The 22049-nt window shown below is 54.4% G+C and carries 21 protein-coding genes and 1 pseudogene; 3 read left to right on the top strand and 19 right to left on the bottom strand.

Features of this window, described 5'->3' with window-relative positions; genetic code table 11:
- Nucleotides 1-49: 49 nt before the first annotated feature.
- The 19 genes and pseudogenes from RWV98_RS10510 to RWV98_RS10425 form a co-directional block, all read right to left on the bottom strand.
- Complete coding sequence (locus RWV98_RS10510) at nucleotides 50-955, bottom strand: serine hydrolase (protein WP_317860624.1); 906 nt, start codon at nucleotides 953-955, stop codon at nucleotides 50-52.
- Nucleotides 942-1769, bottom strand: a complete 828-nt coding sequence (locus tag RWV98_RS10505; protein ID WP_317860623.1) for an N-acetylmuramoyl-L-alanine amidase family protein — start codon at nucleotides 1767-1769, stop codon at nucleotides 942-944. The genes RWV98_RS10510 and RWV98_RS10505 overlap by 14 nt, the downstream gene beginning before the upstream one ends.
- A 2-nt stretch (nucleotides 1770-1771) precedes the next feature.
- Nucleotides 1772-2845, bottom strand: a complete 1074-nt coding sequence (locus tag RWV98_RS10500) for a YARHG domain-containing protein (protein WP_317860621.1) — start codon at nucleotides 2843-2845, stop codon at nucleotides 1772-1774.
- 226 nt (nucleotides 2846-3071) lie between these two features.
- Entirely contained in the window at nucleotides 3072-4121 is a 1050-nt protein-coding gene (locus RWV98_RS10495) for an Ldh family oxidoreductase (protein ID WP_317860619.1), read from the bottom strand.
- Nucleotides 4122-4139: 18 nt separating this feature from the next.
- The gene (gene rpoN, locus RWV98_RS10490; protein ID WP_317865743.1) at nucleotides 4140-5291 is read right to left on the bottom strand and encodes an RNA polymerase factor sigma-54; all 1152 of its coding nucleotides are present in this window, start codon (nucleotides 5289-5291) and stop codon (nucleotides 4140-4142) included.
- 22 nt (nucleotides 5292-5313) lie between these two features.
- Nucleotides 5314-5430 (bottom strand): annotated as a pseudogene (locus tag RWV98_RS19445) (hypothetical protein); the annotation flags it as partial.
- 21 nt (nucleotides 5431-5451) lie between these two features.
- Nucleotides 5452-6396, bottom strand: coding sequence for a transketolase family protein (locus tag RWV98_RS10485; RefSeq protein ID WP_317860617.1), 945 nt, complete (start codon nucleotides 6394-6396; stop codon nucleotides 5452-5454).
- A complete protein-coding gene (locus RWV98_RS10480) occupies nucleotides 6393-7217 on the bottom strand; it encodes a transketolase (RefSeq protein ID WP_317860616.1) in 825 nt (274 codons plus the stop codon). Before RWV98_RS10480 ends, RWV98_RS10485 begins: the two co-directional genes overlap by 4 nt.
- 9 nt (nucleotides 7218-7226) lie before the next feature.
- Nucleotides 7227-7961 carry an RraA family protein gene (locus RWV98_RS10475; RefSeq protein WP_317860614.1) on the bottom strand — a complete coding sequence of 245 codons (735 nt, stop codon included), beginning with the start codon at nucleotides 7959-7961 and terminating at the stop codon, nucleotides 7227-7229.
- 18 nt (nucleotides 7962-7979) lie between these two features.
- The gene (locus RWV98_RS10470) at nucleotides 7980-8783 is read right to left on the bottom strand and encodes an HpcH/HpaI aldolase family protein (protein ID WP_280963620.1); all 804 of its coding nucleotides are present in this window, start codon (nucleotides 8781-8783) and stop codon (nucleotides 7980-7982) included.
- Between the two features lie 3 nt (nucleotides 8784-8786).
- Entirely contained in the window at nucleotides 8787-9542 is a 756-nt protein-coding gene (locus RWV98_RS10465) for an N-acyl homoserine lactonase family protein (protein WP_317860611.1), read from the bottom strand.
- A gap of 26 nt (nucleotides 9543-9568) precedes the next feature.
- Complete coding sequence (locus RWV98_RS10460; protein ID WP_317860609.1) at nucleotides 9569-10831, bottom strand: TRAP transporter large permease; 1263 nt, start codon at nucleotides 10829-10831, stop codon at nucleotides 9569-9571.
- Nucleotides 10831-11343, bottom strand: coding sequence for a TRAP transporter small permease (locus RWV98_RS10455; RefSeq protein WP_317860607.1), 513 nt, complete (start codon nucleotides 11341-11343; stop codon nucleotides 10831-10833). The genes RWV98_RS10460 and RWV98_RS10455 overlap by 1 nt, the downstream gene beginning before the upstream one ends.
- A gap of 30 nt (nucleotides 11344-11373) precedes the next feature.
- On the bottom strand, nucleotides 11374-12456 hold the full coding sequence (locus tag RWV98_RS10450; RefSeq protein WP_317860605.1) for a TRAP transporter substrate-binding protein: 1083 nt from the start codon (nucleotides 12454-12456) through the stop codon (nucleotides 11374-11376).
- A 72-nt stretch (nucleotides 12457-12528) separates the two neighbouring features.
- Nucleotides 12529-13812 (bottom strand): TRAP transporter large permease, encoded by a 1284-nt coding sequence (locus RWV98_RS10445; protein ID WP_317860603.1) that lies wholly within the window; start codon nucleotides 13810-13812, stop codon nucleotides 12529-12531.
- Nucleotides 13809-14372 (bottom strand): TRAP transporter small permease, encoded by a 564-nt coding sequence (locus RWV98_RS10440; RefSeq protein ID WP_280963618.1) that lies wholly within the window; start codon nucleotides 14370-14372, stop codon nucleotides 13809-13811. Before RWV98_RS10440 ends, RWV98_RS10445 begins: the two co-directional genes overlap by 4 nt.
- A 75-nt stretch (nucleotides 14373-14447) precedes the next feature.
- Entirely contained in the window at nucleotides 14448-15518 is a 1071-nt protein-coding gene (locus tag RWV98_RS10435) for a TRAP transporter substrate-binding protein (protein ID WP_317860601.1), read from the bottom strand.
- A 19-nt stretch (nucleotides 15519-15537) separates the two neighbouring features.
- The gene (locus tag RWV98_RS10430; RefSeq protein WP_317860599.1) at nucleotides 15538-16710 is read right to left on the bottom strand and encodes a hypothetical protein; all 1173 of its coding nucleotides are present in this window, start codon (nucleotides 16708-16710) and stop codon (nucleotides 15538-15540) included.
- 23 nt (nucleotides 16711-16733) lie between these two features.
- Complete coding sequence (locus RWV98_RS10425) at nucleotides 16734-17699, bottom strand: hydroxyacid dehydrogenase (RefSeq protein ID WP_280963615.1); 966 nt, start codon at nucleotides 17697-17699, stop codon at nucleotides 16734-16736.
- A 255-nt stretch (nucleotides 17700-17954) separates the two neighbouring features.
- Here RWV98_RS10425 and RWV98_RS10420 point away from each other — a divergent pair, with 255 nt between their 5' ends.
- The 3 genes from RWV98_RS10420 to RWV98_RS10410 all read left to right on the top strand — a co-directional run bounded on the left by RWV98_RS10420 (nucleotide 17955) and on the right by RWV98_RS10410 (nucleotide 21950).
- Nucleotides 17955-19886, top strand: coding sequence for a sigma 54-interacting transcriptional regulator (locus RWV98_RS10420; RefSeq protein WP_317860595.1), 1932 nt, complete (start codon nucleotides 17955-17957; stop codon nucleotides 19884-19886).
- 233 nt (nucleotides 19887-20119) lie between these two features.
- Nucleotides 20120-21058 (top strand): 3-hydroxyacyl-CoA dehydrogenase family protein, encoded by a 939-nt coding sequence (locus RWV98_RS10415; protein WP_317860594.1) that lies wholly within the window; start codon nucleotides 20120-20122, stop codon nucleotides 21056-21058.
- Nucleotides 21059-21089: 31 nt separating this feature from the next.
- Nucleotides 21090-21950: an NAD(P)-dependent oxidoreductase gene (locus RWV98_RS10410; protein WP_317860592.1), complete on the top strand. Its 861-nt coding sequence runs from the start codon at nucleotides 21090-21092 to the stop codon at nucleotides 21948-21950.
- Nucleotides 21951-22049: the final 99 nt, after the last annotated feature.

Raw genomic sequence — 22049 nt, 5'->3', positions numbered from 1 at the left:
AATGTAGTCTATTGCAAAGCGGAAGCGCTGAGCGGCCCGCGTATTGCACTTATTTTTTGGTCATAAAATCATATACCGTTTGGGAAAGCGTGACGATATGGGAACGCGCCGACGCCGTATCGGAAAGATCGCCGGACATGACGCAGAGAATGTAAGCGCCGTTCTCGGTCCAGACGATCGCCGCGTCGTTCTCCACATCCGTCAGTTCGCCGGTCTTGTTAGCGGTGCTTATGTCCTCTGGCACGCCGGCAGGGATTTTCTCGGTGCGCTGTTGCCGGCGAAGCGCATCCAGCAGTTCCGCCGCTCCAGCCGCCTCGCCATCTAAAATTCGGTTGAGTATGGCGCAGCAGTCTTTTGCGGAGGTAGAATTATCATCATTCGCATCAAAATCGAGCATCAGCCGGCCCATATGCGTGTCGGCGAAGCCGTTTGCCTGACAATAGGCGTTGACGCAAGCCATACCGGCGGCCGCGTCGCCGCTGCCGAGCCGGTGCACAAGGGCGTTTGTCGCGTCGTTATCGCTGACGGACAGCATATCGAGCAGCAGCGCTGCTGTTTCGCCCGTATAGCTTTGCTGACCGTCGACCAACGCCCGGTTTTCCTGCACGGCGCAGGCGACAAACAGCTTAATGAGGCTGGCCGATTCCATGGGGTGAGCAGACAAAGACACCTCCTGCTCTGTTTCCGTATCCCAAAGATAGATTGACCAGCTTCCATCGTCCTGCGCATACGCTTGCAGCAGTGCATCGAGCTGTTCGGCAAGCGCGTCAAAACGATTATCAGCTGGGGGAGAAGCAGGCGGACGGGAAGGCTCTGCGGCCTGTGCCGGCGCCTCTTCCGGCGGTTCGACAGCCATCTTGTGCGGGACCGGCGTTTTGCCGCAGCCGCCTAGCAGCAACAGAGCACAGAACCCGGCTGTCAGCTTTTTTGCCATGCTGGCGTTACTTTTCTTCATAGTATTGATCGATCCCATCCGCAATGCCCTGCGCCATGATGCGCCGGAAAGCGTCATCCGCCATTTGCAGGTCGTCACTTTCATTGGTCATAAAACCCATTTCCAGAATGATCACAGGGATTTTGCTCCAATTCATGCCGGTCATGGTGTCATTAAATTGGATGCCGCGATCTGAAAACCCGGAGGCGGCGCAGTAAGCCGATAAAACGCATTGCCCCAACCGCTGGCTGTCGCCCGCGAGCGCGCCCACATAAGCGTTTTCACCAGAGGGGACTAGCGCGAGCGCGCCATGCACGCCTGAGTCCTCGCTGCCGTTTGCATGAATGCGCAGGTAGATGTCCGCACCGGCTTCATTTGCCAGCTGCGCCCGCTCCGCGTTGCTGATGGCGGTCTGGTTGTCCTCGCGCGTCAGCACAACATCGTAGCCGCGTGTATTCAGTTCGTCCCGCAGCAGCAGGGAGACCGCCAGATTGAGTTCATACTCCGGCACGCCGGAATAGGAACCGGACGTGCCCGTGGTCGCCTTGGCCTTCCTCACATCCGAGCCGGGCGCGTTCGGCTCAGGAGCGCTCATGTCCACATCCCACGCCTGATGCCCCGGATCGATTGCGATCAGGATTTCTTGATCGACGGCTTGCGGCTCCGCCGCATTGGAAGCCGACTGATCTGTTTCCACGGGCGGCTCCAAATCGTCGATCACTCGCACGGGTTCATCCGGGTCCAATGCGGCGGATTTCAAGCTTTGCTGCCGCGGAACGCCGCAAGCGCTTAAAAGCAGCAGGAGCAATAGTCCCGCGCCATATCGTATCTTCATCCCTATGCATCCAGCTTGTAGCCGTTCGGCGCGATGCCGAACTCTACCTTCGCGAGAAAATCGGCGTTTTTGCGCTCAATCTCTGAAAGCGAGCTTTCAGAGAAGTCGCTCGCGGAAACGGTGCCGTGGTACCATGTCTTTCCGTCAAAATAGGTTTGCAGCTCGCTTGACAGGAAACGGCGGCCATGCCGCGCAAAGATCTCGTTTTTTGCGTAATTGATCTCCTGAAGAGACAGATCCGCTACATCGGCATCTGTCAGCAAGCGCTTATCCGAGTCAGGCAGGATATAGGTCTCCGCCTCGTCCGGTTCCAAAGTCAAGGCATTGCCGTCGCGGTCGAGCACTTCCTCCGCCATGAGGTACAGCTTGCTGCCTTTCAAGGAAAGCGTGGAACGGACGACCACGTATTCGTCCTCCGGGATTTGCGCCCAGATACCTTCTTCCACGCCGTTGTTCGCGAGATAAGCGGAGGAGACCGCTTCCAAAAGCACCCGCTCGCCCTTTTCGTCATCCATCAAGATGGAGATCGGAATATCCCATTTCAAGAACGGCGAGCCGTCAGCCGAGGTGCTGACCTTGCCGATCAGATCGCACACACCGTCGGCAACCAGATCGGCGGATACTTTTTCTTTCTCCTTGGGAACTTCTATAGGCATGTCGTCGGGCACAAAATCGCTGGCGGCGGGCGGAATACCGCGATCCGCGAACGGAGACGGCGTACCGACCAGCGCATGGCGGATCGCCAAGCCTATACCGATACACAACAGCAGAGCGATCGCCAAAAACACCAGCGCTACGATATGTCCCTTGCCCTTGGGCTGCTGCGCCTGTGCGCCGCCTTCCGGCAGGGGCTGTTCCGTTCCGGACGGCGTGTGCGCAACACCCTGCATGCCGTGTCCGCAGGACGGGCAGAACCGGGCGCCGGCCTTCATGGGCGAACCGCAGGCGGGACAAAATTGCTGCTCCTTCTTGGGCTGTTCTTCCTTGGGCGGCTCCGCCGCCTGCTGCCGCGCGCCGCAGAATGGGCAAAAGGCAGCGTCATCCTTAATTTCCGCTTGACATTTTGAACATTTCATATAGCGTTCCCCCTCAATAACAGATGCGCAGGATGACCGTATCACAGCCGCATATGTGCACCGGTATCCTTTTTAATAACAGCTTACCATGTAAAAGAAGGCAATGCAACTTTTTTAAATTATCTATAAAGCCGCATGCTATCCGACCGAAAAACAGAAAAAGGGCGGGAACTAACAAAGGTTAATTCCCGCTCTACTCTTTTGTGTGGAGGAAACTCCGCACGTGTCAATTCTGAGGAATGTAAAAATCAACGCCGTATTTTTCAGACAACTCGCGAAACTCCTTTAAAACAGGTTCAGACAGCTCGATCCCTTCGGCAAGATTTTTTTGTGCGGCCGCAAATTCGATTTCGCCGGGAATTAGCACACCTCTGAAGTCTTCGGCTGGGGGACAGCGCTTGATACTGTCAAAAAGCTCGTCTACGCTTTGTTGAAACGCATGGAGCGGAAGAAATTTACCGATATCGATCACGCACATACAGTAGCCGATGTTGGAGGGCTCCGCCAGATTTTCAAATACGCGAGGGATATGCTGGCTGTCGTTCGCGCCTGCGAGGCAGTGACACAGCACATCGATAATCAACGCGAGCGCATACCCCTTCGGGCCGCCGAAGGGCAGTAACGTGCCAACGTTTGCGGCGACCGGATCGGTTGTCTTACGCCCCTCTGCATCAAGCGCCCAATGATCAGGGATGGAGCGGCCTTCTTTAATCGCCAGCGCGATTTTTCCCTTGGCGACAACACTGGTCGCCATATCGCAGACCAGCATGGGATGCTGGCCCGCCGGAATGGCAATGGAAATGGGATTGGTGCCCAGTAACGGCTTGGCGCCGCCAAACGGTGCAACCAGCTTGGGTGAATTGCAGACCTCAAACGCGATCATGCCTTGCTCCGCGGCGTGCATGACGTAGTAGCCGCCAATACCGTGGTGCGAGGCGTTTTTAACTGCGGCAAAGGCAACGCCGGTTTCCCGTGCGGTCTGTATGCAGGCCTCCATGGTTTTCCATGCCACCGTGCTGCCCATTCCATTGCAGCCATCTACCGCAAGTGTCGAAGGCGCGGTACGTACGATCGAAGGTTCCGCCTGTATATCGGAAACGCCATGCTCGACGCGCGACAGATAGCCGCGAAACTTGGTGATGCCGTGCGAGCGAATGTTTCGCAGATCGGCGGCGATCATACCATCAATAAATATTTCCGCGTTTTGCTGCGTCATACCGGCTTTGATCGATACGGCGATACCAAATCGGCGGATGGAATCAACAGGGTATTTCATGTGTAAAAGCTCCTTTTCTTATCGTTTCCGTTGGGCGGCGCCCGGAATGCCGAGAGATTCGCGATATTTGGCGACGGTACGCCGCGCCAGCGTTATCCCTTCGTGTTGCAGGCGCTCCATGAGTGCCTGATCACTGAGAGGAGCGCGTTTGTCCTCGGAAGCGATCAGGTCTTGCAGCACCTGCAGCGCCTGCGCTTGACTCGTTTCTTTAACGGCAGGCAGCGCTGTCGTAAATAAGTGACGCAGCAGTATGGTTTTGCGCGGCGTTTGAATGTATTTATCACGCACGGCACGGCTGATCGTCGATTCGCTGATATCCATTTCTTCCGCCAGCCCGCGAAACGAAAGTGGGCGGAGCGGATCATCCGCCAGCAGATATGCGCTTTGATGCCGCACCACGTGAAGCACAAGCGCAGTCAGTGTGGCGCGCCGTTTTTCAATGCTGGACAAAACAAGCTGGGCCCGCGCCAAGCGTTCCGTATAGTAGGCCTGAATTTCGGGACGGCCGTCCGCGCGCAGCAGGCGATCGTATAGAGCGGAGATCCCGACGGTTCCCATCCACCGGTCATTGATCTGCACCGACCAATGACCGTTTGTGTATTCGCAGATCAAGTCCGGCGTGACGAACCGGGTTTCCATATAGTCAAACGCGGCGGCGGGATGCGGATCTAATTGGCGGATCGCCTGTAGGCAGCGGTGCTGGACCAGCTTGGAGATTCCCGTGCGAAGTGTGATTTTGTGAAACCGCCCAGCGGCCAAATCCTCAAGACAGGTGTGAAGCAAGGTATGATAGGATTCGTTTTGCTGTCCGAGACGGACCAACTGCAAATAAAGACAGTCTCCCAGATCGCGCGCGCCGACGCCCGGCGGATCGAGCGACTGTAAACGGGCGACGCATTGCTTTGCAAGCGCGGGCGTTATCCGCAAAAGCGCCGCCGCTTCCTGCGCAGATAGATCAAGAAAGCCCTGATCATCAAGCGAATCGATAAGAAACTGCATGCAGCGCCATTCCTGTGCGTTCATCGTGCGTTCATTGAGTTGACGGAGCAGATGCTCGCGCAGAGAGGCGTGTTCGGGCGCAGGAATATCCCGGTAGCTCGCTTCGCCGGAGTAGGGATGGAAATCTGTCGGCAGGATTGATGTTGTTTCGGTGTATTCTGGCGGCTCCAGCAGAGGGTTTGTCTTCTATCTCTTGCTGAACAAACCGCTCCAGTTCGTCACAATTCATAGAGAGAACCTGAAGAGATTGTATTTGCGCGTAGGAGAGAACCTGCCGTTGCGATAGGTCTTGCTTAGCGTTCAGCTCCATGCATGTCCTCCCATTCCGTAACTATTTTGCTTTTTTTCGCTGCACAGCGCGAAGCGCGGCTTGGCAAAGCGCTTCTATGCCCAAGCCATATTTATCGATGAGCTCCTCGGGCCGGCCGGATTCGCCAAAACTGTCCCGAATACCGATTCGCTCAACCGGTACGCAGCGGCCTTCCGATAACGCTTCGCACACCGCGCTGCCGAGCCCGCCGGTCAGCTGATGCTCCTCACAAGTGACTACTGCGCCGGTTTGCAGCGCGTGACGCAGCACGTCCTCGCGGTCGAGCGGCTTGACGGTATGCACGTCGACAACGCGGGCTGATACGCCATGGGCCGATAGCCGTTCGGCTGCCTGCATGGCTTGGTGCACTAGAAACCCATTGGCAAGAAAGACCACATCCGTGCCCCTGCGTACCAGCCGGTTCTTACCCAAAACAAAGGGGGTGTCTTCTTCTGTTACCACGGGAACCGCCTCGCGGCCAAAGCGGATGTAGCAGGGCCCGGGCGTATGATATAGAGCATGCGTCGCTTTACAGGTTTGCAGCGCGTCGCAGGGCACGACAACCGTCATGCCGGGCAGCACCCGCATCAATGCGATATCCTCCAGCGCCTGATGCGTTGCGCCGTCCGGGCCAACGGAGATGCCGCCGTGCGCGCCCGCAAGTTTTACATTTAAATGATTGTAGCAGATCGTATTGCGAATCTGATCCCATGCCCGTCCGGTGAGAAAAACGCCGTAAGTGGAGGCAAAGGGAATAAGTCCGGCGAGCGCCATACCAGCCGCCGCGCCAACCATGTCCTGCTCCGAGATTCCGCAATCGAGAAAGTGTGTGGGGAATTGGTTTTTCACCCATTCCGTGCGCGTGGATTTGGCTACGTCCGCATCCAGCACCATGATATCGTCGTGAGCATCGCAAAGCTCCAGCAACGCCTTGCCATAGCCGTCCCGCATCGGCGTATCCTTCATGACTGCACCCCCAGTTCCGCCATTGCCTGCGCATACTCTTCATCATTCGGCGCCGTGCCGTGCCATTTCGCGCTGTTTTCCATGTAAGAAACCCCCATGCCCTTGGTGCACCGGGCGAAAATCACGGTGGGCTTGCCTTTGCAGACGCGCGCCGCCTGATAGGCCGCATAGATTTCCCTAATATGGTGTCCGTTCACTTCTATCGTATTCCAGTGAAAGGCCTGCCACTTTTCACGCAGCGGGTAAACATCCTTGATGTCGCTAACCTTGCCGTCAAGCTGCACGTTGTTACAGTCCACGATCGCGAGCACATTGTCAAGCCCATGTTGCGGGGCGAACATCGCGGCTTCCCACACTTGCCCTTCCTGTAGCTCGCCGTCGCCCAAAAGGCAGCAAACGCGCGCATCCGATCCGCGGCGTTTAAGCGCAAAGGCGATGCCGTTTGCTATCGATAATCCCTGACCAAGCGAGCCGGAGGAGCAGTCGAGACCGGGGACCGTCCCCTTTTTGGGGTGCCCCTGCAGGCGGGAGCCAAATTTTCGCAGGGTCAAAAGCTCATCAGGAGGGAAAAAGCCCCTTCGAGCCAGTACGCTGTAAAGAACCGGCGCGGTGTGTCCCTTGGATAGAATAAACCGATCCCGATCATGCCAAGTCGGATTTGCCGGATCACATCGAAACTGATCGGTAAAATACAGTGTCGCAAGCAGATCTGCGGAGGAAAGCGAGCCGCCCGGATGACCTGACCCGGCCGTATGGATCATGGTCACGATATCGCGGCGGATTTGCCGGGCGGTTTCCTGAATGTATTTTTCGTTTAACATAGCGCCTCCTTATTCTCCAAATTTTCCGATGGCGTTACGGCGTAAGGTCATTTCGGCACGCCACCCCATAAGCTCTTCTGCGGTCACTCGGCATCCGCTTGCCAACGCTTTGCGGCAAGGCGACAGCAGAGCGTTTTCCGCGTCGATGGCCTGCCGACAAGCGACGGCCAGATCGGGTGCGATTTCGTGCGGGATAACGATCGCACCGTGGCAGTCCGCATGGATCAAGTCGCCGGGGCGCACCGCCATACCGCAGATTTCGACCGTGCTGCCCGCCTCGACCATATGGACGTGCGCGTGGGAGATCAGCACCTCGGTGGAAAAGAGGTAAAAACCGACCTTTTCCACCTCCTTGATATCTCGCACGCCACCGGATGTGAGGGCGCCGATGCACCCAAGCGCCCGATGCACGGTGGCTTGCACGTCGCCCCAAAAGGAGCCGACCGGCTGCTCATCCAAATCCTGAATGACCGCGATCTGCGGCAGTGCAAAGCCTTCGTACTGTTGGTAATACGCCTTCATCACTTCATTGTGCTTCGGCTCGGCTGGATTACGTGCGGAAATCATGCCCGTTCGGGCATAACCCACCATCGGCTTATCCTCCATGCCGACGCGAAGCCGCAGTGACGGATTGGTAAAACCCTCGGTTTTGGCTCTGACGCCAAAGCCTTCGATCGCATTACAGACTGTCGGCGTATCGAATTCTTGCAGCGCTTGCAGCTGCGTTGCCGTTAAAACTTCCATGAGAGAGCAACCTCCTGATCAATAGGCCTTGCCAAGGGTATCGAGCATTTGATGCGTGTTCTGAAGAACCGCGCGCCCGCCATTGACAATGTAGTTAAAATCGAAATTCATACATAGCCAATCAGCTCCACGGTCAAGCCAGTCTTTGACAAAATTTTCGCTGTATGCGCCGGAAACGCCATAGGGCTTGCCGGTCTTGCGCAATATTTCACCGATCTTATCAAATTCCGCCCGCGCTTCGGGCGAAGCCGCCGTATAGCGGTTTAACGGCGTGTTCATGCTCATGGCGTAATCGTTTGGCCCGATGACAAAACCCGATATGCCGGGCAGCGCGGCGATCGCTTCCAGATCCGGCACAACACTTACATGTTCGATCTGCACGATGGTCCAAACATGCTTATCCTCGTTAGCGGTGTACTCCGCCTTGTCCCACATGGAATAGTTGACCGCGCGGCGCGTGCCCATGCCGCGCACCCCAAAAGGCGGGTAATGCGTGGCGGCGGCGGCCTGTTTAGCCTCTTCAAGCGACCGGACCATGGGAACGATGATGCCGTCCGCGCCCATGTCCAGCACGCTTTTGATAAATACATGATCGTTCCACGGTACACGAACGATGCCGGCGACGCCTGCCGCGCGGCAGGCAAGCAAATGGTTTTGTATGTCCTTCTTGTCAATCGCGGAATGCTCCGCGTCGATCCAAATAAAATCAAAGCCGCAACCGGCCAGCGCTTCGGTTAAAAAGGGGCTGTCAAATCCAACGTGGGAACCGATCGGTACCTTTCCGGCGTTCAGCTTATCAGAAATTTTTTGTAAATTATACATTGGTTATTTCCTCCCATTTTCAAGTTTTCCGTATACGTCCCGTTCGAGCACGCAATCGTCGTGCCCCGGCAGCACAAAATCCGCTGCTTTTTTTGCCTTTTCGTGGCTTTCGTACCACAATCCAAGGTCGGTATGGTTGCCCGAGGGCAGTCCCTCCGTAAAATTTTCGAGAAGGGGATAGTGATCGCTCGACAGCAGGTAGCGACCTTCTTCGGTATCCACCAGCAAGCCGTGCAGCGCGGGACTGTGCCCCCCAAGCGTCAAAATTTTCAGCCCATCCGCGAGCAGATAGTCGCCGTCCAGCATCACAAAGCTTTCATAGCCGTTTAGCCACTGGGGCATTCCATTGCCCCTCCTTATATTGCAGTTCGTATAGTCGCAGGGCAAGGGGTTGAGCGAATATGCAACTTCTTTCGCCTGCACATAGATCGGGCAATGTGGGAACAGCTCCAAATTGTAGGAATGATCCCAATGCAGGTGGGACAGCACCACGCAGTCGATATCGTCCGGTGTCAATCCCTTGGAAGCGAGCGCTTGTGTCAGTGAGATGTGATCGGTAATCTGGCGGTGGTTTTTCGCAGGCGCGAGCTCGGGACTGACCGGGCCGCAATCGAATAAAACCGTCTTTCCTCCGCCTTGTACCAAAAAGACGAATAATGGACAGTTCAGGCCCACACCGTAATCCTTTTTGTATGTAAAAACGGATTTTTCATGTGCGACAAAACGGCCCAGCATAATAGGCGTGATCGTGTAGTTCACGGTTATCTTCCTTTCTCAGCAGCGCGTCAAAGCAGCGCCAGCGACATCCATGGGACAAAGGTGATCGCCAACGTGACCAATATCAGCACAAGTAAAAACGGCAAAATATCTTTTAGTATGGCTGTAAACGGGATCTCCGCGATCTGACAGGATAAAAAGATGTTGATACCAACCGGCGGGGTGCACAAGCCGACCGCCAAATTGACGACCATAATGATACCGAAATGAATGATGTTGATGCCAAAGCCCAGAGCCACCGGGCAGAGCAGGGGCGCCAAAATGGTAATGGCCGGAGCAACATCCATAAACATGCCGACAATGAAAAGCAGTAGGTTCACCAGCAGCAGAAAGACGATCTTATTGTGTGCGATGGAAGTGATGGCCGCCGCGACCTGCGACGGAACGTTCAACCTGCCCAGTACCCATGCAAACACGCAGGCGCAGGCAATCAGGAATAAGATGGTCGCCGTGGTGATCGCCGCGTCGGCAAACTGCTTTATCACTTTTTTCCACGTCAGTTCATGATAAACGAATTTGCCCAAAACAAAGGCGTAAATAACCGCGATGGCCGCCGATTCCGTCGGCGTACACACCCCGGCGTAAATCGTGCCTAAAACCAATACCGGCATGAGAATAGCAAGAAACGCGTCCTTAAAAGCGATCGCGCGCTGTTTCCAAGTGGATTTTTCCGACCCTACATAGCCGCGCTTTTTGCAAACGAAATAGGATAACGTGCATAGGCAAATAGCCATAAAAATACCCGGAATAAAACCGGCCTTGAACATATCGCTGATCGAGGTCTCGGTCGAGACGGCAAAAACCACCATGGCGATACTTGGCGGGATGATAATGCCCATTTGCCCCGAACAGCACTGTACCGCGGCGGCAAACCGTCTGTCGTAGCCCTTGCTGATCATGGCGGGGATCATGATCATCCCGATCGCCGTGACCGTGGCCGCGCTGGATCCTGAAATCGCCGCGAAAAAGGCCGAGGTCACGATCACCACCATCGCCAGCCCGCCCGTACGGTGTCCCAAGCAGGCATCGGCAAAGCGGATCAGCTTTTTGGATATACCGCCGGATTCCATTAAAACACCGGCGACAATGAAAAACGGGACCGCCATGAGAGGGAAGGAATCCGCCCCTGTAAACATGCGCTGCGCGACAACGGTCAACGGAATGGTTGTCGCGCCCATCAAGTACGTCAGCGACGAGGAAACCAGCGATACGGCGATAGGCGTGCCAAGTATGATCAGCGCAAGAAATAAAATAAATAATATGGCAACCATTACTCCGCCACCTCCCCGCGCTGTATTTTCTGTTCCCGTTCAGACAAGAATTTTTCAATGGTCAGGGCAAGAGAATTCATCATCATTAAGAGGCCGCTTACCGGTATGGCCACATACACATAGGCCATTCTCACATGCAGTCCTGGCGAACGCTGGTTCAACGCCATGCGGGTAAACTCAAATCCGGCGATCGTTATGACCAAAAAGGTGAAAATAAGCACCGCGTTCATGAGAAGAAAATACCACTTTTGCGCCTTTTGCGGCAAAATTGTTTCCACGAATTCCACCCGCATGAGCTTGTTGTACCGAACGGCATAGGCCGCGCCGAAAAATACGATATAAATCATCAAATACCGCGTCAATTCTTCCGACCACGGCAGCGCCGCATGCAAGATAAACCGGAAAACGACCTGAATGATGATAATGGCAGACATGATCATTAGAAACACGCCTAGAATTGCTTTGATCGCGCCGTTGATCGTGTCCACAGCCTTCAGCAATTTCCGCGTCATCCTAAGTCCTCCTTTCCATACCGCGCGGCCTCATGCATTTTCCAACGCCTTAATTCTGTCAATGATCTCCTTGTAATCAGCACCCAGCTCATCGTAAACCACTTGCGTCGCCTCTACAAAGGATTGCCGGTCGATATCCTCGGCACGCGTCACTTGAATGCCGTTTTCTTCTAGGATCTTGATCATATCCTCATCTGCGTTCGTCACATAATCGCGCTGATAGTCGCGGGCGGTCTCGGCGCATTCCTGCAAAAGCGTGCGCGTATTTTCTGGCAGCGCCTGAAAGGCGGCGTCATTCATCGCTAAAATAGAGGGCGCGTATAAATGGCTGGTCATGGATACATAAGGCTGAACCTCATAATACTTGGCCGGTACGATCCAGGTCAGCGTCCCTTCCATGGCGTCTACAACGCCCTGCTGCAAAGAAGTATAAAGCTCGGGCGCGCCGATCGGAGTGGGATCTGCGCCGAGCGCGGAAAACAACGCCATATGGATCTTGTTTTCCGCCGTGCGGATCTTGATTCCCTTTAGGTCGGCGGCCTTTGTGACCGGCCGCTTGCTGTTCATGATCTGACGCGCGCCGTTGGATGGCCAAACCAAAACGTTGATGCCCGATGCGGCGATTACCTTTTGACGCATCTCTTGGCCGATATCGCCGTCAAAAACACGCGCCGCATGAGCCTCGTCCTTAAATAAGAAGGGAAAGTCAAAGGCGAACACATCGGATACGAAATTCCCCAGCACATTGGAGGAGCTTAACGCCATATCGATCGTGCCTAGCTGTACGCCCTCCACCAGATCGCGTTCGCCGCCCAGTTCGCCGCCGGGGTGAATCTCTATCGTAACCTGACCGTGACTTTTTTCCTCCACATCGTTCTTGAACTTTTCCGCAAAGCGCTGCAAAAGGTTTACATCGCTTGCCGCGCCTACATGACCCAGCACAAAGTTTACCGGTTCATATTCCGCGCCGTTTGCACTTTGGGCGGCGTCGGCGGTCTGCGCTTCATGCTGCCGGTCGCTAGCCGTATCGCCGCCGCTATCACAAGCGGTGAGCGAAAGCAACGTCATCCCCAGCGTCAATGCCGCTGCAAGCAGTCTTTTGATATGTTTCATGTGTGCAGTCTCCTTTTTGACCTATGTGTCGTTCTGTACGAAACACGCCGTCTTTTGCTGTCTTGTCTTTTATCAGCCGCCCACCGCTGCGGGAAGAAAGGTGATCAGCTCGGGGATATAAGCGCAAAGGATACAAACGATGATACAGCATATAATCATCGGCAAAGCGCCTCTGGTTGCCTGTTCAAAGGAAACGCCCGCGGTGGAAGAAATGGTGAATAAGTTTAAACCAAACGGCGGCGTAATCAGACCGCAGATCATAATGATGCACATGAGTACGCCGAGATGCAGTTCGCTCAGCCCAAACTCAACGCCAATCGGCACAAGGATCGGCGCAAGGATCAGCAGTGCAGGCGCGGTATCCATCAGCGCGCCGGCAATCAGGAAGATGATGATGACGACCGCGAGGTAAACGTATGCGTTGCCGAGCAGTGGAACCACCGTCTCCGTCAGCTTGGCGGGGATGCGCTCCTTGGTAAGCAGGAACGCGAAGGCGTTGGAGATCGCCACGATCAGCAGGATCACGCCTGTGGTGGCGGCGGTACGCTTCATGGCCTGAAAATAGCGCTGAATAGAAAACCGTTTATAAGCGATCATCAGCGCGCTGCTGTATACAATAGCCACAGCCGCGGCCTCTGTTGGGGTGAACAGGCCGGAATAGATCCCGCCCAGAATAATGACCGGCAGCAGCAGCACGCCTAAACTATGCCAAGTGGCCTTCAAAATATCAACAACGGTGTATTTGGTCATATTGCGGGGGAGCTTATGCTTGATGGCATACCAAGTATTAAAGATAAGGAACGAAGCCGCGATCAATAGCCCCGGAATGACGCCGCCAAGGAACATATCGGAAATAGACACGCCCATGGCGGAGCCATATATGATCATCGGCACGCTTGGCGGAATAACAGGGCCGAGCACGCCGCCGGATGCGATGATGCCGGAAGCTGTTTCCTCGGAATATTCCGCTCTGCGCATTAAGGGATACATGATCGCGCCGACAGCGGCGGTCGTTGCGGCGCCCGAACCGGTCAGCGCAGCAAAGATGGCGCAGGTTATGATAGCGACTGCTCCCATGCTGCCGGGCACGCGGCCGAAAACTTTGTTGACCCAATTAATCAGTCGTTCCGATATGCTGCCGGCCTCCATTAAATATCCGGCAAAAGTGAACATGGGAACCGCAAGAAAGATAAATGAGTCATTGCCGGTTATCATCTTGGCGGGTATGGCTGATAAGTCGCAGGCGCCGGTGAGCAGCGCCAGTCCGCAGCAGGAAAGGCCAATGGCGTAACCGATCGGCACGCACAAGGCTAGAAGAAGAAACAGCAGACCAAATAGAATGGCGGCGGAGGTCATATGCATTTTCCCCCTTCCGTTTCGGCGTTCTGAGCGGCTACGATTTGAACCTCTTCGATTTCCGCGCTGCGTTTATCGTTACCGCATATGATAAGCTGGAGCATATTGTTGATTGTGTTGCCGGTGATAAAAATGCCGCCCAGTACCGCGGAGGAATAGATCACCGGCATGGGAATACGCCAGGAGGTGGAGATGAGCTTGGATACGCCCGCCGTCGCCTGAAAGCCATAGAAGATAAAGATCAGGCCGAAAAGCAGGATGAATGTATAGATGATGAGATCAAGGACGAAACGGCCCTTTTGCGGGAGCGCATCGCGTAAAAGCGTCAAACCGGGGTGCGCGTTGCTCCCCGCGCCCGCGCCCGCTGAAAAAAATGTGAGAAAAATAAAGGAATACCGCGCGATCTCCTCCAGACCCGTCAAGGTAAAATTCGGGATAAAACGTGTCAGGACCATGAGAACGCACGCAACGACGAGGATACCGAGAAAAATACAGGCTATGTGCATGAGTAATGCATTGATCTTTTGCACGCGGCTGTCCAATTTCTTGGCCCATTGCATACACTTCAACTCCTTTTGATGATACCCGGCGCAGCACCGCTGGAGCTGCGCCGGATCAGGATCATGACGTTCCGACTATTTGCCGGCACGATATGTTTCAACGGTGGCAAGGCATTCATCATAAAAAGCTTCGCCGATCTCCGGCTTAAACTGCTCGCGCACGCTGGCTGTTGCCTCCTTAAAGGGGGCAAGGTCGGGGGAGAAGAACGCGATGCCCTTTTCCTCCATCATCTGTGTAAAGGATTCTTCCATTTTGCGCTGATGCGTGCGTTGGTCAAGCGCGGCCTTTGTGGCGGCCTCGGTGATCCAGCCCTGTTCCTCCTCGGTCAGCGCGTCCCACTTGTCCTTATTGATCATCGGCCACGCCATGATTGGGAACGGATTCACACGCGAGCAATAGTCGGAAACCTCGTAAAAACCCATGGTAGCGGAGATCGGCACGCCGACATCCAAGCCCTGAATAACGCCCTGCTGGAACGCGGTGTAGCATTCGCCCCACGCAATCACCGCCGGAATAGCGCCCATCGCTTTATAGGCCGCCTCGTGCACACGGTTGGTCGTTACACGAACCTTCATATCCTTTAGATCCGCGAAGGACTCGACCGCTTTGCCCTTGGTGAATAACGTGCGCCATGACGCGTCCAGAACAGGCGCGATTTGATGCATATTCCAAGTGTCTTCAAAGATAGGCGTGATGGTGCTTAAGAATGTTTCGTCATCCACCAGATGCTGGTACTCATCCTCTGCGTCAAAGAAGTACGGTAAATCCAACACCTGAAGCTGTGGGATGCTGCCGGACACGATATTGTTGGAAATACAGACTGCATCGATCGAGCCGTCGCTGACGCCCTGAAACATTTCTGTTTCGGTGCCGAGCTGGTTGTCCGAAAAAATTTCAAACTGGATCGCTCCGTCACAAATATCCTGTAGGTTCTTGTTGAGCTGTACGCAGAAATAATGATATTGGTCGTCAGGGTCGGCGGGATTGGAGTGACCGATATTGAAAACCTTTGCGGCGGCGGATGGAGCGTTCGGCGCTTGCTCCTTTGGTTCCGTTTGGGAAGGCGGGGGGGCCTTCACGCCGCAGGCCGCAAGAAGAAGCACGCTGCAAGCCAGTGATAACGCACAGACCTTTTTGAATTTCATAGCAATTCTCCTTTTTTTCTTATCCATTGAATCTTTGATATTTATCATCTAGTTGATCGAACAGAATTTCGCCATTGCAAATAGTCATTTTGTTTTCAATAAGCCGGTCGCCGCAAACCGTGTTTCCGTAAAAATCCCAAAAGGTCACGGGGCGCTCGGCAACCTTTAAAACCGCAAGATCGGCGGGTTCGCCGATCGCGAGAAACGGGGTTTGCCGGCCGAACAGCAGCTTTGCGGGAACCTCGGTGCAGCATCTCAGCACCTCGGAAAAGCGCATCCCGAGGTTTAAGTATTCTGACAGCATCATAGTGAACGGATAGCGGGCGGATAAAGAGATCTTCGTGTAATCGGAACTGATAATGTCTGGCAGAAAGCCTTGCTGTATCGCTTTTTGCGCACAGGATAGCGAGAAATTGTTTGTTTTTCCATGCGCCGCGTCGAAGAGGACGCCGCGATCGCGCGCGCGTCGGATGCTGCCGCGCACGCCGCCCGCTTTGTCCAAAATGCCTTCGCCGGTCTCATGGAACATATGGCAGTAAATATCGCCGGGCCGGAGCAAGTCGATGAAGTCGTCTACCGGTACGACCGGGTCGGTAGCATGGGCCGAGACGCGCAGTCCGGTTTGTTCGCCTAGGCGAATCGCTTCCCGCAGCGGCTCGATCCCAAAAGCAGACAAATGCTCCTTGTCGAGCTTTAATTTGATGCCGACGATATCGTTCGGATACCGCCGACACAGTTCGGCGATCCCATCGCGGTTGATGTGCGCCGGGTTCTCATCCTCCACACAGCCCAGCCCAACCTGTCCGCCGGTGCCGATAAACAAATATGCTTTGACATGGACCAAGCTGTGCGCCATGACTGCGCGCCAAAAGAGGGGGAATCCGCCGCAGCCGGTCGAGCCCGCATCGACTACGGTTGTGACACCGTTCGCAAGCGCATAGACATCGGCCGGACAGCTTGCCCAGTCGCCGCCGTGAAAAACATGGCAGTGATAATCGATGAGACCGGCGGATACATAGCAGCCCTCGGCGTCCACGGTCATTTGTGCGTTTTCGGCGGGAATATTGCCGATGGATGCGATCTTTCCAGCGGTTACAGCAAGATCGGCCTTGGTTTCAAAACCGCCGATCGTATCAATCAGGGTGCCGTTTTTCAAAACGAGGTCATACTTCTTGTTTCTTAGTTGATACATCGCGTTCTCCTTTGCGGTTATGCCTATCTCGGATTTTGGGGGATTACGCACGGCCAGGTCGGCGTTTTACCGGAGAGCACCTCATCGATGCCCTGCGCCGCATGCAGGCCCATGCGATCGGTCGTTTCATAGGTCAGCGATGCATTGTGCGGCGTTACCGTGATATTGGGCAGTGTGAAGAGCGGGTTTTCAGGAGAAGGGGGCTCCTGCGCATAGACGTCCAGACCGGCTCCGGCGATTTTCTCGCTTTTTAACGCTTCATACAGATCGGGTTCGTTGATAATCGATCCGCGCGCGGCGTTGATTAAATAGGCGGTGGGTTTCATCAGCGAAAGCAGCTCTTGATTGACAAAGCCGGTGTTTTGTTCGGTGGCGGGCACATGTAAGGAGACAAAATCCGCGACACGGAATACCTCTTCCAGCCGATCGGTATATTCCATCTCCGGCATACGAGCTTCTGACGGTAGAAACGGGTCGTAACCGACGGCTCTCATCCCAAAACCAAAAATACATTTTTTCGCGACCATGGAACCGATCTTGCCGCACCCGATAATGCCGATCGTTTTGCCTTCTACGTCTATCCCCTTTACCGTATTGCGAATATTGTAATCTCCCGAGCGAATTGCCAGATCAAACCGCACCAGCTTTTTGGCGCAGGCAAGCAACAGCATGACCGTATGCTCCGCGACGGCGACCGCATTGGACATGGGTCCGTTTGTGACCCAAAGGTTTTGCTCGGCGGCGGCCTGCAGATCGATCTTGTCAAGCCCGACGCCGTGCTTGCTCAGTACTTTAACGGATGGTATGTTTTCCAGTATCCGTCTGGTGATGGGCTCGTTGCGTACTAGGATGGCGTCGCAGCCTCGGGCATCCGCGATGATGCAGTCCTCACTCAGCCCATGTCCCATTTTGATCTCATATCCCCGGTCGCGCAGGTATTGCTTACCTGCTTCTGAGATGTCGGAGGGGATCAGGACTTGTTGTTTCATTTGCATGTCCTCCTTTGTTTATATATACGCCTGTTTTGCGTTCATCCTGTTAAATAGCATGAACCGTGCCAAGGTTGCAGGGCGCGTCAAAAAATTCTTTTGTGTTCAAGTGAAATCTATAAAATTGTGCAAAATATACATAAAACTCTTGAAAGCAAACCTTTCATATGGTATGGTTGTTGCGGTAAGACGTAACAAACGAAACGCGATATGAAACGCTGTTGCACAGGAAACGCAGTCTGGGGGAGGGATTGGATGATCCGCATTGTATTGATCGCGCCATTTGAAGATTTGAAGAAGGAAGCGGAGCAGGTTTTTGCGGAATGCATGGAAAACGACCGAGCCGAACAGAACGGCGCACGCGCTTATGATCTTTGCGTACTTCTTGCACCGACGACGGCGCAGGCGCTGTCACTCGATCTGGACGCGGATGTGATCATCGCGCGCGGCGCGACTGCTTTTGACCTTAAGCGCCGTGGGTTTCCGTTGCCGATTGTTGAACTCGTCATATCGGGTGAAGATACGTTAAATGTGCTCTATAATTTAAAGGAGCATTACGGGCAGACGCCCGCCGCCATGATCGGCTCGACAAATATGATTTTGGGGATCGAGCAGACCGCTCAAAAAATCGGCGTCAATGTCACACCTTACTACCTAGAAGAAAATACGGACGAAGAAATATACCGTGTCGTCATGCGTGCCGTTGCAGATGGGAAAAAGGTGATATTGGGCGGCATGCGGGGCTGTACTTACGCGCACAACCTTGGCGTAGAACATATTTTGCTGACTTCCGGCAGAAGCTCGATATGGAACGCCATTACCGCGGCCAAACAGCTTGGCGTAGTCAGCCGTGAAACAAAGGAGCAGAGCCTGTTGCGCTCGGCAATGGTGGACAATGCATTTGAGGGACTAATCGCGCTCGATCAAAACGGCAATATTTTATCGATGAACCATTCTGCGCACAATATATTGGATCTTGCGCCCGGGAATTGGTTCTTGGGCATGCCCATACGGGAGGTGCTGCGATCTCCGCAAATCGCAAAGCTGATCAAACAATCGGGCGACTATATTGACGAGATTGTTGAGTATGCGCAAACCCATCTGTCCGTTAAGAAAATTACGATATATTTGCGGGAAGAAGTGATTGGCTATGTGCTGACCGTTTTGAATGCAAACCAGATTCAGGAGACGGAGGGGAAGCTGCGCGGCAAGATTTATCACAAAGGGCATACGGCAAAATACACGTTTGACAATATCATTGGAGAGAGCGCGCCGATCCGCGAATGCATCCGGCGTGCAAACGCTTATGCACAAACCAATTCCAGCATTGTTATCTTTGGAGAGAGCGGCACGGGCAAAGAACTGTTCAGCCAATCAATTCACAATGCCAGCGGGCGGCGGGGCCAGCCGTTTGTCGCTATCAACTGCGCGGCAATTCCGGAGAATTTGCTGGAAAGCGAGCTGTTTGGTTATGCCGGCGGTGCGTTCACCGGCGCCAGTAAGGAGGGGAAACCCGGTCTGTTTGAACTGGCGCATAACGGAACGATTTTTTTAGATGAAATATCAGAAATGCCTCTGGCGTTACAAAGCCGCTTGCTTCGCGTGATTCAGGAAAGGGAGATCATGCGCATCGGCCATGATAAAGTGATCCCGATCGATGTACGCATCATTGCCGCTAGCAACCGAAATCTATACGAGCAGGTGCAAAAGGGATTGTTTCGGGAAGATCTGTTTTACCGTCTGGATGTGCTCGACTTGATGATACCGCCCCTGCGGGAGCGCGGCGGCGATATCACACTGCTGGCGCAGGCGTTTCTGGATGAATTCTGTTTAGGGCAGAGTAGGAAGCCGATCCGGCTTTCTCCTTCAGCCGAGCAGCTATTGGAGCGGCAGCTCTGGCAAGGCAATATCCGTGAGCTGCGCAATTTTTGTGAGCGGTTATGCGTGCTGGGCGGCTCAGCGCATGTGGTGGAAGCCGATATGCTAAAGGACTTTTTATCTAAAGGAAGCGGCTGCCTTGCGCCGATGGCTGAGCCGGAGAAACCGGCAACCGAATTGGAACTGGAAAGGCTGCTTGACGCGCTGGAGGCAGCGAAAGGCAATAAAACAGAGGCGGCCAAAGCGCTGGGCATAAGCCGCGTCACGCTTTGGCGTCAGCTCAAACGGCTGGAGACGGAACAAAGCTGACCGCGTCATGGCGCGTATGCACTGTTTCAGGTGTTTCAACGAAACTGTTGCACGGATAGAAAATCAATTTGGTATTTGGGGTTTGACAGAGCGGATTTTCGGCAATTCGTTGCAATCGTGTCAAAAATTTTGTGCGTTACGCTCCTTTTTTGGCAAATAGGCCGATATGGCAAGCAATATGCTGTATAGCAAATTGTCAACCGGTCTTGAGACTTGAAAGGAGAATCATAGAAATGATGCATTGCAAAACTGGCGTAGTCGGCGCGGGACGTGTCGGCGCGGGTATGGCGACCCTCATGGCGGGACATGGCTGCTGGGTGACGATTATTGGGCTGGATGAAAACGATCTTGTCCGCTGCCGCCGGATATTACAGGACAATTTAGACGAGATGAAACAACAGGGGCTTGCAACAGAAAAAAACTGTGCCGCAATCTGGAAACGTTTCGCCTTTTCTACGGATATGGCGTCGCTGTCGGACTGTGTCTTTGTGCTGGAAGCGGCGTTCGAGGATCTAGCGGTGAAAAAGGAGATATACCGGCAATTAGAAGCGGTCGTTGCGCAGGGAACCCTGATGGCATCCACCACTTCGGCGATCTCAACGGAGCTATTAACAGCGGACATGACCTATCCCGAGCGTTTTGTGGTCACACATCCGTTTCAGCCGGCGCATATGCTGCCGCTTGTGGAACTGGTTGGCGGACCCAAGACAACGCCGGAGATCATGGCGCGCGCGAAAACATTTTTGGAAGCGCTGGATCGTCAAGTGGTCGTGCTCAAAAAAAGCGTACCGGGCTTTATTATCAATCGTTTTGCGCAGGCCCTGTTCCGCGAGGCGCTTTACTTGATCGAGCAGGAAGTCGTATCGGCCGAAGATGTGGACAAGGCGGTCAAATACGCGGTCGGTATGCGATATGCGTCGATCGGACTGCTGGAGTATTTTGACGATGTCGGGTTCCAAATGGAGAGTGATATTGCCCGGTGCGTGTATCCTGATTTATGCGGCGCGCGGGAGGTGCAGCAAATCGTTACAACAGGCCTTGCAACAGGCGGGACCGGGCGTGCGGCGGGACACGGCCTTTATGATTGGGGCGGCAAGGACGACGCCGATTATCTCAGGCGTAAAGCAGCGCCGTATTACGCATGCTTTTGTTGGGAAATGCCTGAAGAATAAGACGGATAAAGGCAAGTAAGGAGCATTGATAATGAAAAAGATAGGGTTTATCGGCGTTGGCGTGATGGGGCGGCATATGGTACGCAATCTGCTGGCCAACGGCTACGAGGTATCGGTTTATTCACGCAGCAAGGATAAGCTCGCCGCATTCCTTGCAGAGACCGGAGCCGATTGGTGCGATACTGCGGCTGCTTGCGCGCGCGGACGCGATGCGGTGATCACCATGGTCGGCTATCCGCAGGATGTGGAGCAGGTTTATTTTGGCGATCACGGCATCCTAGCGGCGGCGAATATCGGCACCTATCTGATCGATATGACGACGACAGACCCGCGGCTGTCCGTGCGCATTGCGCAGCAGGCGGCCGCATGTGGTCTGCATGCGCTGGACGCGCCGGTTTCCGGCGGCGACGCCGGAGCAAAAAATGGTACGCTTTCCATTATGGTCGGCGGTGATGCGGCTGATTTTGAGGTGTGTTTGCCCATTTTGCAGGCCATGGGGAACACCATAATCCTAGAGGGACCGGCGGGCAGCGGGCAGCACACCAAAATGGCCAACCAAATCGCGATCGCGGGCGCGCTCTCCGGTGTATGTGAAGCGCTGCGATATGGCGAGCTGACCGGGCTGAACACGCAAAAAATGCTGGACAGTATCAGTCAAGGCGCTGCTGGAAGCTGGCAAATGAGCAACCAGATGCCCAAAATGATGGCGCACGACAATGCCCCGGGATTTTTTCTGAAGCATTTTATCAAGGACATGCATATTGCGCTGGCGCAAACAACCGTTCCGTTACCCGTTCTGCGCACGGTATGCGAAATGTGCGTGGAGCTTGAAGCGCAGGGCCATGGAGACGAAGGCACACAGGCGCTGATCGAGCACTATCGCCGCGAATAAACGGATCTGAAAGAAAATCGTGACAAAAATAATGGCAGCAACCAGAATAAAAACTGGTTGCTGCCATCTCAGACTGTCAAAAAACAAGTTTTGACAGTC

This window comes from Agathobaculum sp. NTUH-O15-33 (assembly GCF_033193315.1).
Classification (GTDB): domain Bacteria; phylum Bacillota; class Clostridia; order Oscillospirales; family Butyricicoccaceae; genus Agathobaculum; species Agathobaculum faecihominis_A.
The sequence above is the reverse complement of the archived record's forward strand: the minus strand, read 5'-3'. Positions and strand labels throughout refer to the sequence as shown.